This window comes from Streptomyces broussonetiae (assembly GCF_009796285.1).
Classification (GTDB): domain Bacteria; phylum Actinomycetota; class Actinomycetes; order Streptomycetales; family Streptomycetaceae; genus Streptomyces; species Streptomyces broussonetiae.
In genome coordinates this window covers 2,868,456-2,884,796 of the sequence record NZ_CP047020.1, presented here as the reverse complement: position 1 = coordinate 2,884,796, position 16,341 = coordinate 2,868,456, and the positions used below count along the sequence as shown (strand labels likewise).

General features: G+C 70.6%; 14 protein-coding genes. 7 read left to right on the top strand and 7 right to left on the bottom strand.

What is annotated here, in order from left to right; translation table 11 throughout:
- The first annotated feature begins 88 nt into the window (after positions 1 to 88).
- Positions 89 to 829 (top strand): SDR family NAD(P)-dependent oxidoreductase, encoded by a 741-nt coding sequence (locus tag GQF42_RS13325; RefSeq protein ID WP_158919846.1) that lies wholly within the window; start codon positions 89 to 91, stop codon positions 827 to 829.
- Positions 830 to 870: 41 nt separating this feature from the next.
- Here the strand turns inward: GQF42_RS13325 and GQF42_RS13320 are convergent, their stop codons facing one another.
- Positions 871 to 1,977: a mechanosensitive ion channel family protein gene (locus GQF42_RS13320; protein ID WP_158919845.1), complete on the bottom strand. Its 1,107-nt coding sequence runs from the start codon at positions 1,975 to 1,977 to the stop codon at positions 871 to 873.
- Positions 1,978 to 2,081: 104 nt separating this feature from the next.
- Here GQF42_RS13320 and GQF42_RS13315 point away from each other — a divergent pair, with 104 nt between their 5' ends.
- Entirely contained in the window at positions 2,082 to 2,660 is a 579-nt protein-coding gene (locus GQF42_RS13315; protein ID WP_158919844.1) for a dienelactone hydrolase family protein, read from the top strand.
- A gap of 204 nt (positions 2,661 to 2,864) precedes the next feature.
- Here GQF42_RS13315 and GQF42_RS13310 read toward each other — a convergent pair whose 3' ends face one another.
- From GQF42_RS13310 to GQF42_RS13295, 4 genes are all read right to left on the bottom strand, one after another.
- Positions 2,865 to 4,535: an alkaline phosphatase D family protein gene (locus GQF42_RS13310; protein ID WP_158919843.1), complete on the bottom strand. Its 1,671-nt coding sequence runs from the start codon at positions 4,533 to 4,535 to the stop codon at positions 2,865 to 2,867.
- Between the two features lie 94 nt (positions 4,536 to 4,629).
- The gene (locus tag GQF42_RS13305) at positions 4,630 to 5,439 is read right to left on the bottom strand and encodes a thioredoxin domain-containing protein (protein ID WP_158919842.1); all 810 of its coding nucleotides are present in this window, start codon (positions 5,437 to 5,439) and stop codon (positions 4,630 to 4,632) included.
- 66 nt (positions 5,440 to 5,505) lie between these two features.
- Positions 5,506 to 6,186: a hypothetical protein gene (locus tag GQF42_RS13300; protein ID WP_158919841.1), complete on the bottom strand. Its 681-nt coding sequence runs from the start codon at positions 6,184 to 6,186 to the stop codon at positions 5,506 to 5,508.
- A 68-nt stretch (positions 6,187 to 6,254) separates the two neighbouring features.
- A complete protein-coding gene (locus GQF42_RS13295; protein WP_158919840.1) occupies positions 6,255 to 7,595 on the bottom strand; it encodes a DUF2252 domain-containing protein in 1,341 nt (446 codons plus the stop codon).
- 203 nt (positions 7,596 to 7,798) lie between these two features.
- On the opposite strand from GQF42_RS13295, the gene dnaE reads away from it, so the two are divergent.
- A complete protein-coding gene (gene dnaE, locus GQF42_RS13290) occupies positions 7,799 to 11,341 on the top strand; it encodes a DNA polymerase III subunit alpha (RefSeq protein ID WP_158919839.1) in 3,543 nt (1,180 codons plus the stop codon).
- A gap of 108 nt (positions 11,342 to 11,449) precedes the next feature.
- Here the strand turns inward: dnaE and GQF42_RS44920 are convergent, their stop codons facing one another.
- Positions 11,450 to 11,626 carry a hypothetical protein gene (locus GQF42_RS44920; RefSeq protein WP_199272669.1) on the bottom strand — a complete coding sequence of 59 codons (177 nt, stop codon included), beginning with the start codon at positions 11,624 to 11,626 and terminating at the stop codon, positions 11,450 to 11,452.
- A gap of 226 nt (positions 11,627 to 11,852) precedes the next feature.
- On the opposite strand from GQF42_RS44920, the gene GQF42_RS13285 reads away from it, so the two are divergent.
- The 4 genes from GQF42_RS13285 to GQF42_RS13270 all read left to right on the top strand — a co-directional run bounded on the left by GQF42_RS13285 (position 11,853) and on the right by GQF42_RS13270 (position 15,750).
- A complete protein-coding gene (locus GQF42_RS13285) occupies positions 11,853 to 13,115 on the top strand; it encodes an NYN domain-containing protein (protein ID WP_233273337.1) in 1,263 nt (420 codons plus the stop codon).
- Between the two features lie 29 nt (positions 13,116 to 13,144).
- Entirely contained in the window at positions 13,145 to 14,158 is a 1,014-nt protein-coding gene (locus tag GQF42_RS13280) for an ABC transporter ATP-binding protein (protein ID WP_158919838.1), read from the top strand.
- A 64-nt stretch (positions 14,159 to 14,222) separates the two neighbouring features.
- Positions 14,223 to 15,044 (top strand): ABC transporter permease, encoded by an 822-nt coding sequence (locus GQF42_RS13275; RefSeq protein WP_158919837.1) that lies wholly within the window; start codon positions 14,223 to 14,225, stop codon positions 15,042 to 15,044.
- A gap of 34 nt (positions 15,045 to 15,078) precedes the next feature.
- Complete coding sequence (locus GQF42_RS13270) at positions 15,079 to 15,750, top strand: AAA family ATPase (RefSeq protein ID WP_158919836.1); 672 nt, start codon at positions 15,079 to 15,081, stop codon at positions 15,748 to 15,750.
- Between the two features lie 84 nt (positions 15,751 to 15,834).
- On the opposite strand, the gene ybaK is transcribed toward GQF42_RS13270, so the two are convergent.
- The gene (gene ybaK / locus GQF42_RS13265; RefSeq protein ID WP_158919835.1) at positions 15,835 to 16,338 is read right to left on the bottom strand and encodes a Cys-tRNA(Pro) deacylase; all 504 of its coding nucleotides are present in this window, start codon (positions 16,336 to 16,338) and stop codon (positions 15,835 to 15,837) included.
- Positions 16,339 to 16,341 lie beyond the last annotated feature (3 nt).

Sequence of the window (16,341 nt, the reverse complement as noted above, 5' to 3'; positions counted from 1 at the left end):
TGCACAGGGCGGCTTGTCAGTCGTACAAATGTATGACGGCTGTGGAAAACTCCGGCACTGCCCGGCGGTCCGTGCCTACTCTCGGATCATGACGCGCAACATCGTGATCAGTGGAGGCGGTACGGGCATCGGGCTGGCGACAGCGCAGGCGTTCGCCGCGGACGGGGACCGGGTGCTGTTGCTCGGGCGGCGGGCCGAGGTGCTGGAGAAGGCCGGTGTGCCCGGGGCGCTCACCCGTGCGGCAGACCTCTCCGAGCCCGGTCAGGTCCGCGGGGTGGCCCGGTTCGTCGCCGAGGAGTTCGGCACCGTCGACGTGCTCGTGCACAGCGCGGGCGGCGCCGGGCATCTGGAGCCGCCGTCCGGCAGCGAGGACCCCCTGGACCGGGTGGCCCACGACTGGACAGTCAATTTCAGACAGAACGCGCTGACGGCCGCGCTCCTCACCGAAGCGCTCAAGAGCCGGCTCGCCGAGCCCGGCGGGCGGGTGCTCTTCGTCAGTTCCATCGCCGCCTACCGGGGTTCGGGCACCGGCGCCTACGCGGCGGCCAAGGCCGGCCTGCACCCGTACGCGCACGACCTGGCCCGGCAGCTCGGGCCGCGCGGCATCACCGTGAACGTGGTCGCGCCGGGGTTCGTCGAGGACACCGAGTTCTTCGGGGACACCATGGACGAGGCCCGGCGGGCGAGGCTCGTCGGCGACACGCTGACCGGCCGCGCCGGGACACCGGGAGACGTGGCGGCGACGCTGCACTGGCTGGCCTCGCCCGCCGCCGGGCACGTCACCTCCCAGGTGATCCAGGTCAACGGCGGCGCGGAGCGCGGGCAGTGACGCCTTGAGCCGCGCGGTGCCGAGTCCGGCCGGCGGACCGGTCAGGGCCGGCCGGTGCGTGGGTGCGCGTGGTCCTTGCGCAGGGACGTGCCGTCGAGGGAGGGGAGGTGGTGCGGCGGGAGTACCGCGGCGGCGGTGTTGACCCGGGGGAGCGCATAGGGGTGTTCCCGCACCAGCCAGGTGATCATCTGCTCGCGGACGGCGACCCGAACCGTCCAGATGTCGGCGGAGTCCTTCGCGGTCATCAGAGCGCGCACCTGGAGGGTGCTCGGCGTGCTGTCCGTCACCACCAGGCTGTAGGAACGGCCGTCCCACGCCGGGCACTCGCGCAGGATGTCGCGCAGTTTCTCGCGCATCGCCTCGACGGGCGCGCTGTGGTCGAGGTGCCAGAAGACGGTGCCGGTCATCTGCGGGGTGCCCCGCGACCAGTTCTCGAAGGGTTTGGAGGTGAAGTACGACACCGGCATGGTGATCCGGCGCTCGTCCCAGGTCCGTACCGTCAGGAAGGTCAGAGTGATCTCGTCGACCGTGCCCCACTCGCCGTCCACGACGACCGTGTCGCCGATGCGCACCATGTCGCCGAAGGCGATCTGCAGCCCGGCGAACATGTTGGACAGCGTCGACTGGGCGGCGACCCCGGCGACGATGCCGAGGATGCCTGCCGAGGCCAGCAGCGAGGCCCCGGCCGCGCGCATCGCCGGGAACGTGAGCAGCATGGAGGCGATTGCCACGACGATGACGATCGCGGAGACCACCCGCATGATCAGCTCCACCTGGGTGCGCACCCGGCGGACCCGGGCCGCGTCCTGGTGGACGCGCGCATAGCGCCTGTAGGTGGTCTCGACGACCGCGGCGGCGATCCGGATCACCAGCCAGGCGGCGGAGCCGATCAGCACCAGGGTCAGGGTCCGGGCGATGCCGGCCTGGTGCCGCTCCAGCACCTTCGTCTGGTCGTACGATCCGCGGAGCAGGGCGGTGCACAGCACGAGCTGGTAAGGGATGCGAGCGCGGCGCAGCAGCTCCCACAGCGGGGAGTCGTGGTTGCGTTCGGCGGCCTTGTGCAGCAGCCGGTCGGTGGCCCACCCGATGGCCAGGGTGATCAGCACGGAGGCGCATATCACGATCACAGGGCGGAGTGCGTCTTCCATGCCTGCGCTTCTAACCGGTGCCCGGCGGGCATGAACATGTGAGTTCGCGGCGTCCCTGGACACGGCGGCTCCGGTGGCGTCGCACCGGCTGGCACCATGGCCTCATGAACATCATGCTCTTTCATTCGACCTACGGCCTCAGGCCCGCGGTGCGCGAGGCCGCGGACCGGCTGCGCGCGGCGGGCCACGAGGTGTGGACGCCCGACCTCTTCGAGGGCCGCACGTTCGACACCGTCGAGGAGGGCATGGCGTACAAGGAGGAGATCGGCAAGGACGAGCTGCTGAAGCGGGCCGTGCTCGCGGCGGCGCCGTACTCCGATCGCGGGCTGGTGTACGCGGGCTTCTCGCTGGGCGCCTCCATCGCCCAGACCCTCGCCCTCGGTGACGACAAGGCGCGCGGGCTGCTGCTTCTGCACGGCACGTCGGACATCGCGCCGAACGCGCAGGCGGACGACCTGCCGGTGCAGCTGCACGTGGCCGAGCCGGACCCGTTCGAGACGGACGACTGGCTGAGCGCCTGGTATCTCCAGATGGGCCGGACCGGCGCGGATGTGGAGGTCTACCGCTACGCGGGGGCCGGGCACCTGTACACCGACCCCGAGCTGCCCGACTACGACGCCGAGGCCGCCGAGGCCACCTGGCGGGTGGCACTCGGCTTCCTCGACAGCCTGGAGGCGGCGTAGGGACGGGCTCGGCCCGGGCCATGTGCGCATGACCGGGCCGGCCCCTCGGTCACGACCGCCGGCGTCGTGCCGCGCCGGAGGCCTCAGCCGGGGAAGCACTCCTTGGGCGGGTGGACCAGCCACGGGAAGTGCCCGGACCACACCCAGGCCGGCGGCTGGGAGTCGTCTGCCGCTGGTTGCCTCCTGTACAGCTCGGAGCAACCGCTACACCGGGTCGTAGGTCCGCTCGACCTTCTGCGTGCCGCTGCGGGTGCGGTACGAACGCTCCCACTTGGACGTCGCGTTCGGGTCGGTGCGGTCGGACAGGACGTAGTAGTCCATCTGCGCCCGGTCGGCGGTGATGTCCAGGACGCCGTAGCCGTGCCGGTCGGTGTCGACCCAGTGGACGTGCCGGTTGGCGGCCTCGATGAGCGGCGCGGCGACCGCGGAGACCACGCCCTCGGGGACCTTGACGATGTCGTCGAGGTTGTCGGAGGTCACCGAGGTGATCACGAACTCGGTGGCCGCCGACGGCGACAGCGGATACGTGCCCGCGTCCACCGGCACGTCGTTGGCCCAGGACATGTGGATGTCACCGGTGAGGAAGACGGTGTTGCCGATGGCGTTCGAGCGCAGGTGGTCGAGGAGCTCACGGCGGTCGTGGGTGTAGCCGTCCCACTGGTCGGTGTTCACGCCGATGCCGTCCTGCGGCAGGTCGAGCAGCTTGGCGAGCGGCCTCAGCAGGTCGGCGGTGAGCGAGCCGATGACGAACGGGGCGATCATGACCGAGTTGCCCACCAGCCGCCACCTGGTGTCGGAGGCCTTCAGCCCGGCCTTCAGCCAGTCGAGCTGGGCGCGTCCGGTGATCGTGCGGTTCGGGTCGTCCACCGAGCCGCTGCCCGCGTTCGCCTGCTGGGAGCGGAAGGAGCGCAGGTCCAGCAGGGACAGGTCGGCGAGCTTGCCGAAGCGCAGCCGTCGGTAGGTGGTGCCCTCGACGGCGGGGCGGACCGGCATCCACTCGAAGTAGGCCTGTTTGGCGGCGGCCTTGCGGGCGGCCCAGGTGCCCTCGGCGCCCTCGGTGTGGTTGACCGCGCCGCCCGACCAGGCGTTGTCGGCGAACTCGTGGTCGTCCCAGATCGCGATGACCGGTGCCTTCAGGTGCAGGGCCTGCAGGTCGGGGTCGGTCTTGTACTTGCCGTGCCGGATCCGGTAGTCGGTGAGCGTGATGATCTCGTTGGCGGGCGCGTGCGGGCGGACGACCTTGCCGCGGGCCGCGTACTCGCCGGACTTGTACTCGTAGATGTAGTCGCCCAGGTGCAGCCAGGCGTCGAGGTCGCTGCGGGCCGCGAGGTGACGGTAGGAGGCGAAGTAGCCGGCCTCCCAGTTGGCGCAGGTGACCACGCCGAAGCGCAGCCCGGCCACGGCGGCGTCCGCCGCCGGGGCGGTACGGGTGCGGGCCACCGCGGAGTCGGTGCCGCCGGCCGAGAACCGGAACCAGTAGTCGGTCGCCGGTTGCAGGCCGCGGATGTCGGCCTTCACGGTGTGGTCGGAGGCGGCCGTGGCGGTGGTGGATCCCTTGGCGACGACGTTCGTCAGCGCCTTGTCCGTGGCGACGACCCAGCTCACCTTGGTGTCCGGGCCGATCCCGGAGCCCGGCAGGGCCTCGGCGGTCGGGGTCACCCGGGTCCACAGCAGGATGCCGTCGGGCAGCGGGTCGCCGGAGGCGACGCCGTGGAGGAAAGACGGGGCCTGGTTGGTCGCGCGCGCCGGAAGGGCTGCGGCGAGCGGACCCGCCAGCACAGCGGTCGCCGCCGCGGCCTTGACGACCGTACGGCGGCGGGGAGAGAGGGGGCCGAGGCCGCGAAGCACCTCGGACGATCGGTTTCGACTGGTCACGACCGACGAGGTTACTGACCGGTACGAACAAAAGAGCGGGCGAACCGGGAAAGTTCGCCCGCTCTTCACCCGGCAGTCGAATTCCGACGGGTCGTCAGCCCTTCATGGCCGCGTCGATCGCGTTGTTGAAGTCGGGCACCGTCAGGATCACCTTGCCGCCGTTGAGCTGCTTGCCGTTCATGACGAAGCCCGGGGTGCCGGTCACACCGTCCTTGTTGTTGTCGAAGGTCTTCGACATCGCCATGGCCCAGGCGTCGTAGGTGCCCTTCTTGACCGCGTTCTGGAACTGCGCGTTGCCCTTCAGCGCGGGGACGGTGTCGGCGACCTGGATGAGGTAGTTGTCGTCCTTGAACTTGTCGACCGTCTCGTCCGGGTGCCACTTCGTGGAGTAGAGCGCGGACTTGTACTCGAGGAACGCCTCGTCGCTGACGTTCAGCGCGGCGCCCAGGGCGCTCAGCGCGTTCTTGGAGCCCTGGCCGTTGTCCTTGTCGTCGATGAACGTGGCGCCGACGTACTGGTACTTGAACTTGCCGTCGTCGATGTCCTTCTTGAGGGTCGTGCCGACGCTCTCCTCGAACTGGGCGCACACCGGGCAGCGCGGGTCCTCGTACATCTTGAGGGTCTTCTTGGCGCTGTCCTTGCCGATGACGACGGTGGTGCCGTTCGTGCCCGTCGTGTGGGCCGGCGCGACGACCTTGGCGGTCTTCATGCCCTCCCAGTAGCCGGGCTTGTTGGCCTGGACGACGGCGTAACCTATGCCGCCGGCCGCGGCCAGTACGGCCACGACCGAGGCGGCCACGATGACCTGCCGCCTGGCCTTGTCGCGCTTGGCCTGCCGCTCGCGCTCCTGGCGCAGCCGCTCCCGGGCCTGTGTCTTCGCTGCCTGGCTGTTCCGCTTGCTCATAGTGGTGATCTCCATATGGGACGCGCACATGCCGTACGCGGGATACGTGTGGGGGACTGATCGTGCTCAGGCGAATGCCGGTGAGCACGGAGGTCCACGCCGTCCCAGGGAGTGAACCAGGAGCAGGCCGCGGGCGGCGACCGGCCGCGGGGCGGGGCGGGGCAGCCGGCGGACCGGCCGGAGCCGTACGCCCACCACGGCGACCGCCAGCAGCAGTGGCCGGAAGGTGGTGGCGGCGACCGCGCGCAGCAGCTGGGTCAGCGCCCGCTCGCCCCGGCGCAGCCAGGCCGCGGCCAGCAGTCCCACACAGACGTGCGCGGCGAGCAGCAGCCAGGCGGCGGCCGGGGTGGCGTGCGCGAGCAGCGCGGCCGAGCGGTCCGGGCTGCCGGTCACCTGCGCGAGCGGGGTGCCCACCCGGCCGTCGCACAGCACGTCGAAGCCGAAGGCGCGCAGCGGACCCGCGACCGGGCCGCCCGCCTGGCCGTAGCAGGTGTGCTGGCCGGTGGTGAACACCGTGTCGGCGGCCAGCTCCAGCGGAACCAGCAGGGCGGCGATCCGGCCGAAGCCGCGCTCGCGGCCCGCCAGCGCGTAAGCGGTGACGAAGACCCCGGCGGCCACCGCCGCCACCGTCGCGGCCGGCAGCGGGGCCCGGGACAGCAGCACGTGCGACGCGGTGCTGAGCGTCACGACGAAGGCCGTGAACAGCGCCGCGCGCACGGCTCTGAGCTGGGTCCCGGATATGTCCATAGCGAGAGAAGAGTGTGTCACGTACGAGAGTAAGAGACCCCTAAAGAGTGCCTGTGAGTCCGCGAAGGTTACAGCCCCGGAATGCGGTCGTTGCGGAACAGGTCGACGAAGATCTGGTGGTCCGCACGCGCGCGTGCGCCGTAGGCGTGCGCGAAGTCCACCAGGACGGGCGCGAAGCCCTCCTCGTCGGCCGCGATCGCCGCGTCGATGGCCCGCTCGGTGGAGAAGGGCACCAGGGACTCGCCGGACTGGTCGTCCGCCGCCGCGTGCATGGCCGCCGTGGCCCGGCCCAGGTCGGCGACGACCTGCGCGATCTCCTCGGGGTCGTCGATGTCGCTCCAGTCCAGGTCGACGGCGTACGGCGAGACCTCGGCGACCAGCTGGCCCGCGCCGTCCAGCTCGGTCCAGCCCAGCCACGGGTCGGCGTGCGCCTGCAGGGCGCGCTGGGAGATCACCGTGCGGTGCCCCTCGTGCTGGAAGTAGCCGGCGATGGCCGGATCGGTGACGTGCCGCGAGACGGCCGGGGTCTGGGCCTGCTTGATGTAGATCACGACGTCGTTCTCCAGGGCGTCGCTGTGGCCCTCGAGGAGGATGTTGTACGACGGCAGCCCGGCCGAGCCGATGCCGATGCCCCGGCGGCCGACCACGTCCTTCACGCGGTAGGAGTCGGGCCGGGCCAGCGAGGCGTCCGGCAGGGTCTCCAGATAGCCGTCGAAGGCGGCCAGTACCTTGTAGCGGGTCGCGGCGTCCAGCTCGATGGCGCCGCCGTCCGGCGCGAAGCGGCGCTCGTACTCGCGGATCTCGGTCATCGACTCCAGCAGCTCGAAGCGGGTCAGCGAGCGGGCGGTGCGCAGGGCGCCCAGCAGCGGGCCCTCGGCGGTGTCCAGGGTGAACGGCGGCACCTCGTCGCTCTTCGCGCCGGTGGCCAGGGCATGGATGCGCTCGCGGTAGGCGAGCGCGTAGGTCTCCACCAGCTCGGTGATCTGCTCGTCGCTGAGCGCCTTCGCGTATCCGATGAGCGCGATCGAGGCCGAGAAGCGCTTCAGGTCCCAGGTGAAGGGGCCGACGTAGGCCTCGTCGAAGTCGTTGACGTTGAAGACCAGGCGGCCGTTGGAATCCATGTACGTGCCGAAGTTCTCCGCGTGCAGGTCGCCGTGGATCCACACGCGCGAGGTGCGGTCGTCCAGGAACGGACCACCCCGCTTCGACCCGAACTCATGGTTCGCAGCCAGGTCGTGGTAGAAGAGGCACGCCGTGCCCCGGTAGAACGCGAACGCCGAGGCCGCCATCTTGCGGAACTTCACCCGGAACGCGGCCGGGTCGGCGGCCAGGAGCCGGCCGAAGGCGGTGTCGAAGACGGCGAGGATCTCCTCGCCGCGCTCCTCGTCGTTGAGCCGGTGGACCGACATCGCGGGGTGCCTCCTGGTGCAAATACCTGTACGACAGCGTTTCTGCCGTCTCCAACGGGCGACGCCACGCGGGAGTGCCCGGTTCCCGCACGAAGGTACGCAGGGAACGCCCGCGAGTGTCAGTGCCGGGGCATAGACTTCGACGCTGACCCCAGAACTGTCCGCCCATCCGTCCCCCCGTGTTTTCCGTCGGAGGCCATACCGTGTCAAAGCCGCCCTTCACGCACCTGCACGTCCACACCCAGTACTCGCTGCTGGACGGTGCCGCGCGGCTCAAGGACATGTTCAATGCCTGCAACGAGATGGGCATGACGCACATCGCCATGTCCGACCACGGCAACCTGCACGGGGCGTACGACTTCTTCCATTCCGCACAGAAGGCCGGAGTCACCCCGATCATCGGGATCGAGGCGTATGTCGCCCCCGAGTCCCGGCGCAACAAGCGCAAGATCCAGTGGGGCCAGCCGCACCAGAAGCGGGACGACGTCTCCGGTTCCGGTGGTTACACCCACAAGACGATGTGGGCGGTGAACAAGACCGGTCTGCACAACCTCTTCCGTCTCTCCTCCGACGCCTACGCCGAGGGCTGGCTGCAGAAGTGGCCCCGGATGGACAAGGAGACCATCGCCCAGTGGTCCGAGGGGATCGTCGCCTCCACCGGCTGCCCCTCCGGAGAGGTCCAGACCCGGCTGCGCCTGGGGCAGGAGGAGGAGGCCCTCAAGGCCGCCGCCGACTACCAGGACATCTTCGGCAAGGACAAGTACTTCCTGGAGCTGATGGACCACGGCATCGACATCGAGCACCGGGTCCGCGAGGGTCTCCTGGAGATCGGCAGGAAGCTCGGCATCCCCCCGCTGGTCACCAACGACTCGCACTACACGTACGCGCACGAGGCGGCCGCCCACGACGCCCTGCTGTGCATCCAGACCGGCAAGAACCTCTCCGACCCGGACCGCTTCAAGTTCGACGGCACCGGCTACTACCTGAAGTCCACGGACGAGATGTACGCCATCGACTCCTCGGACGCCTGGCAGCAGGGCTGCGCCAACACGCTCCTGGTCGCCGAGATGGTGGACACCACCGGCATGTTCGAGAAGCGCGACCTCATGCCTCGGTTCGACATCCCGGAGGAGGGCTACACCAACGTCACCTGGTTCAAGGAGGAAGTGCGGCGCGGCATGCACCGCCGCTACCCGAACGGCATCCCGGAGGACCGCCAGAAGCAGGCGGACTACGAGATGGACATCATCATCCAGATGGGGTTCCCGGGGTACTTCCTCGTCGTCGCCGACTTCATCATGTGGGCCAAGAACAACGGCATCGCCGTGGGCCCGGGCCGAGGTTCCGCCGCCGGTTCGATCGTCGCGTACGCGATGGGCATCACCGACCTCGACCCGATCGAGCACGGACTGATCTTCGAGCGCTTCCTCAACCCCGAACGCGTCTCCATGCCCGATGTCGACATCGACTTCGACGAGCGCAGGCGCGTCGAGGTGATCCGGTACGTGACCGAGAAGTACGGCGCCGACAAGGTCGCCATGATCGGCACGTACGGCAAGATCAAGGCGAAGAACGCGATCAAGGACTCCGCGCGCGTGCTGGGCTACCCCTACGCGATGGGCGACCGCATCACCAAGGCGATGCCCGCCGACGTCCTCGGCAAGGGCATCGACCTCGACGGCATCACCAACCCCTCGCACCCCCGCTACAACGAGGCGGGCGAGGTCCGGGGGATGTACGAGAACGAGCCGGACGTGAAGAAGGTCATCGACACCGCGCGCGGTGTGGAGGGCCTGGTCCGGCAGATGGGCGTGCACGCCGCCGGCGTCATCATGTCCAGCGAGCCGATCATCGAGCACGCCCCGGTCTGGGTGCGGCACACGGACGGCGTGACGATCACGCAGTGGGACTACCCGCAGTGCGAGTCCCTCGGCCTGATCAAGATGGACTTCCTGGGTCTGCGCAACCTCACCATCATGGACGACGCCGTGAAGATGGTGGAGGCCAACAAGGGCGTCAAGCTCCAGCTCCTCGAGGTCCCGCTCGACGACCCGAAGACCTACGAACTGCTCTGCCGCGGTGACACGCTCGGCGTGTTCCAGTTCGACGGCGGCCCGATGCGCTCGTTGCTGCGCCAGATGCAGCCCGACAACTTCGAGGACATCTCCGCCGTCTCGGCCCTGTACCGGCCGGGCCCGATGGGCATGAACTCGCACACGAACTACGCCGAGCGCAAGAACGGCCGGCAGGAGATCACGCCGATCCACCCGGAGCTCGAGGAGCCCCTGAAGGAGACGCTCGGCCTGACCTACGGCCTCATCGTGTACCAGGAGCAGGTGCAGAAGGCCGCGCAGATCGTCGCCGGCTACTCGCTCGGCGAGGCCGACATCCTGCGCCGCGTGATGGGCAAGAAGAAGCCCGAGGAACTGGCGAAGAACTTCACCATCTTCCAGGAGGGCGCCCGCAAGAACGGCTTCTCGGACGCGGCGATCCAGGCCCTGTGGGACGTGCTGGTCCCCTTCGCCGGGTACGCGTTCAACAAGGCGCACTCCTCGGCGTACGGCCTGGTCACCTACTGGACCGCCTACCTGAAGGCGAACTACCCGGCCGAGTACATGGCCGCCCTCCTCACGTCCGTCAAGGACGACAAGGACAAGTCGGCCGTCTACCTCAACGAGTGCCGCCGCATGGGCATCAAGGTGCTCCCGCCGAACGTCAACGAGTCGGTGCACAACTTCGCCGCCCAGGGCGACGACGTGATCCTCTTCGGCCTCGAGGCCGTGCGCAACGTCGGCACCAACGTGGTCGAGTCGATCATCAAGAGCCGCAAGGCGAAGGGCAAGTACGCGTCCTTCCCCGACTACCTCGACAAGGTCGAGGCGGTCGCGTGCAACAAGCGCACCACGGAATCACTGATCAAGGCCGGCGCCTTCGACACCATGGGCCACACCCGCAAGGGGCTCATGGCGCAGTACGAGCCGATGATCGACAACGTGGTCGCCGTCAAGCGCAAGGAGGCCGAGGGGCAGTTCGACCTCTTCGGCGGCATGGGCGAGGAGACCAGCAGCGAGCCCGGCTTCGGACTCGACGTGCAGTTCACCGACGAGGAGTGGGACAAGACCTATCTGCTCGCCCAGGAGCGGGAGATGCTCGGTCTGTACGTCTCCGACCACCCGCTCTTCGGTCTGGAGCACGTGCTGTCCGACAAGGCCGACGCGGGCATCGCCCAGCTCACCGGCGGCGAGCACGCGGACGGCGCGGTGGTCACCATCGGTGGCATCATCTCGGGCCTGCAGCGCAAGATGACCAAGCAGGGCAACGCCTGGGCGATCGCCACCGTCGAGGACCTCGCCGGTTCCATCGAGTGCATGTTCTTCCCGGCGACCTACCAGCTCATCTCGACCCAACTCGTCGAGGACGCCGTGGTGTTCGTCAAGGGCCGCCTCGACAAGCGCGAGGACGTGCCCCGGCTCGTCGCCATGGAGCTGATGGTCCCGGACCTGTCCAACGCGGGCACCAACGCGCCGGTGATCCTCACCATCCCGGCCACCAGGGTCACTCCGCCCATGGTCAGCCGCCTCGGCGAGATCCTCAGCCACCACAAGGGCGACAGCGAGGTCCGGATCAAGCTCCAGGGCCCACGCAAGACCACCGTGCTGCGCCTTGACCGGCACCGGGTCAAGCCCGACCCGGCGCTCTTCGGCGACCTGAAGGTCCTGCTCGGCCCGTCCTGCCTGGCGGGCTAGCCGCAGCCCCCCGCCCGGCGGCGGGGAGGCGGAAGCGCGCAAGGGGCGCACCCGCGGCGGGTGCGCCCCTCGTCATGTGCCCGGGCTCAAGTGCCCTTTATGCAGATGTCAGTTGTGACCGAAGCGCTTCTGCCGGCCCTTGCGCGCCACGTCCGCGGGCGTCATCTGGCTGAGGTGCTGCTCGTTGCGCGCCTCCGCCGAGGACTTCTGGGCCTGCTCCTGCCCGCGCTCGGCCTGCGAGGCGTGCTGCTGCTGGCTTCGGTCCTGTTTCTTGTTCTTGGCCATGGTGATCTGCCTCCTGTGGGGGATCTGGGGGCCAGAGACGGGACCAGATTCACATACGCTGACATCAGGCGCATTTCGGATAATTACCGTGTGTGACAGGGTGGGTGGGCGCGCGTGAGCCGCAAACGCCACGCCGAAGATCGAGTTCGGGCCGTTAACCCCCGCGCGGTCGGGCAGACTCGAAGGAAGTCCTTGAGCAAAGCCTCCCGGGAAGAGGGTGAGTCGCGTGGACCGCTGCATCGTCCTGGTGGACGCCGGGTATCTGCTGGGCGCAGCCGCCAGCCTGCTCGCCGGCGAGCCCTCGCGGTCCCGGATCACTGTCGACCACAGCGCGCTGATCCATGCGCTGCGTGAGCGTGCGGAAGCCGAGACCGAGCGCCCGCTGCTGCGCATCTACTGGTTCGACGGCGCCCCCGACCGCGTCCCCCAGCCGGAGCACCGCAGGCTGCGCGTGATGCCCCGGGTCACCGTCCGGCTCGGCGCCCTCACCCGCAGTGACGGCCGCTGGGCGCAGAAGGGCGTGGACGCCGCCATGCACGCCGAGCTGACCGAGCTGGCCCGCAACCGCGCCTGCTCCGACGTCGTCCTCGTCACCGGGGACGGCGATCTGCTGCCCGGCATGATGGCCGCCAAGGAGCACGGCGTCGCCGTCCACCTGTGGGCCGTCCAGGCCGCGGACGGCGACTACAACCAGTCCGAGGACCTGGTCGCCGAGGCCGACGAGCGGCGGGTGCTGGACCGGGCCTGGATCACCCAGGCCGTTCGTGCCAAGGAGCTGACCGGCGTCTGCGCCCCGCAGCCCGTACCCCGCCCCGAGATCGCCGCGATCCTCTCCGCGCCGCTGCCCGAGTCCGCGCTCGCCGCGGCGGCCGACCGGCCGGCCGAGCAGGGCACGCACCCACCGGCCGCCGCCGTGACCGAGAACGGTAGCCAGGAGCGGGCCGCCGCCCCCAAGGGCGTACCCACCCCCAAGGACCTCGCCGCCCTGCGCGCCCCCGGCACCCAGCCCGTCCAGAACCCCGCGACCGCGACCCTGCGCTGGTCCTCCGACAAGGGCTGGGTGGACCGCCCGGGCATGGTTTCCGAGCCGCCCGAGGCCGCCGCCATGCCGACGCTGGCTCAGCTCACCACGGCCGAGCAGCGCTGGGCCGACCGGGAGGAGGACATCACGACCGTCGGCGGCGACCCGTACGAGGTCGGTCAGGTCTTCGCCCGGCGCTGGATCTCCCGGCTCGGCGACCAGAGCCATCTGCACAAGCTGTCGCAGATGTACCCGCGTGTGCCGCACCGCATCGACGGCGAGCTGCTGCGCTACGCGGCCCGGTTCGGACTGCTCGCCCACAAGGACGACCAGATCGACGAGCACGACCGTTACGCCATTCGGGCGGGCTTCTGGCGGGAGATCGACGTGCCCGCGGCGACGGACCCCGCGTCCGCCGGGGGACTGAACCCGGGCGGAACCCCCGTAGGCGGCCCCAAAGGCGAGTAAAGGCCCCGGACCCCGTACCCTCGTCCCTTGTGAATACGCGCGCGGTACAGGACCTCCGGTATGACGAGGTCGTACGCGTGCGCGGACTCGCCAAGACCTATCCGGCCGTCAAGGGACGGCGCCACGCCCCCGGCACGCCCGAGGTGCGGGCCACCGACGGCGTTGAGCTGGCGGTCCGGCGCGGCGAGGTCTTCGGGCTGCTCGGACCGAACGGCGCCGGCAAGTCCACCCTCGTACGGCAGCTCACCGGGCTGCTGCGGCCGGACGCCGGCCGTGTCGAGATCCTCGGCCACGACATCGTGAAGCACCCCGAGCGGGCCGCGCGCCTGCTCGCCTACCTCGGCCAGGAGTCCTCCGCGCTGGACGAGCTGACCGTCTCCCTCGCCGCCGAGACCACCGGACGCCTGCGCGGTCTGGACGTACGGGCCGCGCGGACCGAGCGGGACGCCGTACTGGAGGAGCTGGGCCTCACGCCGATCGCCGGGCGGGCGCTGAAGAAGCTGTCCGGCGGCCAGCGGCGGCTCGCCTGCTTCGCCGCCGCCCTCGTCGGAAAGCGCCCGCTGCTCGTGCTGGACGAGCCGACCACCGGCATGGACCCGGTGGCCCGGCGCGCGGTGTGGGCGGCCGTGGACCGAAGGCGCGCCGAGGACGGGACGACCGTGCTGCTGGTCACCCACAACGTCATCGAGGCCGAGACCGTGCTCGACCGGGTCGCCGTACTCGACCAGGGGCGGGTCATCGCCTGCGACACCCCGGCCGGGCTGAAGGAACAGGTCGCCGACGAGGTCCGGGTCGAGCTGGTGTGGCGGGAGCGGGCGCCGCTGGAGGTGCCCGAGGTGGCCGCCCTGCGCGAGCGCGCGGCGGAGTCCGGCCGGCGCTGGACGCTCCGGCTCGCGCCCGAGGAGGCCCGCGCGGTCGTCGCCACGGTGACCGGTGGCGCCGCCTTCGCCGCCCTGGACGACTTCACGCTCGCCACGCCCAGCCTGGAGGACGTCTACCTGGCGCTCGGCGGCGCGGCGCGGCAGGGGCTGGTGAAGGCATGAGCGTACGGGCCGCGCAATGCGTATGGGTGTACGCGACTGCCGTAGGGAAGAGGAGCAGCTCGACGTGAGTGTCGTACCCGCCCAGGTGCTGCCGGGCAGTGTCCCGGCCGCGCCCGATACGGCACCGGAGCCGGCGGAGCTGGGGCCGTCCGCACGGCTGTGGCCGTCGCTGGCGGCCGTCTACCGGGCGCAGCTGTCCCGGGCCCGGGTGGCGCGGATCCCGCTGCTGTTCGTGGCCACCTTCCAGTCCGTCGGCATCACGGTGATGATGCGCGGCGTCGTCGACAGCGGCGGCGAGGCACGGTCCGTGGTGGCCGGGTCGTCGGTGCTGGTCGTCGCGTACGTCGCGCTGAACCTGCTCGCGCAGTACTTCGGGCAGCTGCGGGCCAGCGGCGGGCTCGACCACTACGCCACCCTGCCGGTCCCGCCGGCCGCGGTGGTGCTCGGCGCGGCGGCCGCGTACGCCTCCTTCACCGTGCCGGGGACCCTGGTGACGGCCGTCTTCGGATGCGTGCTGTTCGGGCTGCCGCTGTCCAACCTGTGGATCCTGCTGGCCGTGATCCCGCTCGCCGGAGCCGCGCTGTCCGGGCTCGGCGCGGCCTGCGGCCTGCTCGCGCCACGTCCCGAACTGGCCACGCTCCTCGGCCAGCTGGGCATGTCCGCGGCGCTGCTGCTCGGGGTGCTGCCGCCCGACCGGATGCCGGAGATCGTCCGGCTGGCGCGGGACCTGCTGCCGTCGACGTACGGCGTGGAGGCGTACGCCCGGACCTTCGGGGCGCACCCGGACTGGGCCGTGGTCCTCGTCGACCTGGGCGTGTGCGCCGGTGTCGGGGTGGTCTCGCTGGCCGTGGCGGCCTGGGCGTACCGCCGGGCCGCCGTCCGGTGACGCGGCGCACAGCGCGACCTGGCACGATGGCAGGGTGACCGCACCGCTGACTCCGCCACCGCCACCGCACGACAACACCCCGCACCAGGTCTGGCAGGCACCGCCTGCCGGGGCGCCGGGCGCGGGCACGTACGAACAGGACGGGCCCGGGATGAAGACCGAAGTGCGCGAGGCCGCCGTGATCACGGTGGCGATGGCGCTGGGCGGGGTGCTGCTGGGGCTGCTGTGGTGGTGGCTGGCACCGCATGTGCCACTGATCGGCGACGAGGTCGACAAGAGCTGGGTCGTCTACCTCAAGGACAGCGAGGGCGAGCAGGCGATCGGGGTCGACGGCACGTTCACCCTGCTGGGGCTGGGCTTCGGGCTGGTCAGCGGCCTTGCGGTGTTTCTGCTGCGCCGCCGCGGGGGTGTGCCGCTCGTGGTGTCGCTGGGCATAGGCGGGCTGCTCGGGTCGCTGCTGGCGTGGCGGCTCGGGATGTGGCTCGGACCCACCTCGGACGTGATCGCTCACGCGAAGGCGGCGGGCAAGGGGGTCACCTTCTCCGCGCCGCTCAAGCTCGGGACCAATGGGGCGCTGCTGGCCTGGCCGTTCGCCGCGCTGGTCGTGCACCTCGGCCTGACCGCGCTGTTCGGGCCCCGGGATCCCGAACCGGGTTATCCGGTCGGACCGCAGACCGAGGATCCATACGGGGCGCCCCTGTCGTAGGCCGGGGCCCGCGACCGTTGCCGTCGTGGGCCGTGGTCGTGGGCCATGGGCCGCGCCGACCGGAAGGCGCCCCCCGGCCCTGCCTCAGCCCCGCCCGACCGGCGCCAGCACAGACTCCGTGAGCTGCACCAGGACGCCCGGCGCCAGTTCCACCTCCAGGCCCCGGCGGCCCGCCGACACACAGATGGTCGCGTGCGCCTCGGCCGAGTCGTCCAGCACCGTCCGCAGCCGCTTGCGCTGGCCCAGCGGGGAGATGCCGCCGCGGACGTAGCCGGTCGTCCGCTCCGCGAGCGCCGGGTCGGCCATGGCCGCCCGCTTGCCGCCCACCGCCGCCGCGAGGGCCTTGAGGTCCAGGGAGCCGGAGACCGGCACCACGGCCACCGTCAGTGCGCCGTCCACGTCCGCGACCAGCGTCTTGAAGACACGGTCGGGCGAGACACCCATCGCCTCGGCCGCCTCCTCGCCGTAGGACGGGTGGGCGGGATCGTGGTCGTAGGAGTGGACCGTGAAGTCCACACCGGCCGCCGTCAGCGCGACGGTCGCGGGCGTTCCCCCGGACTGCGGCTGCTTCTTCTGCTTCTTCGCCATCCG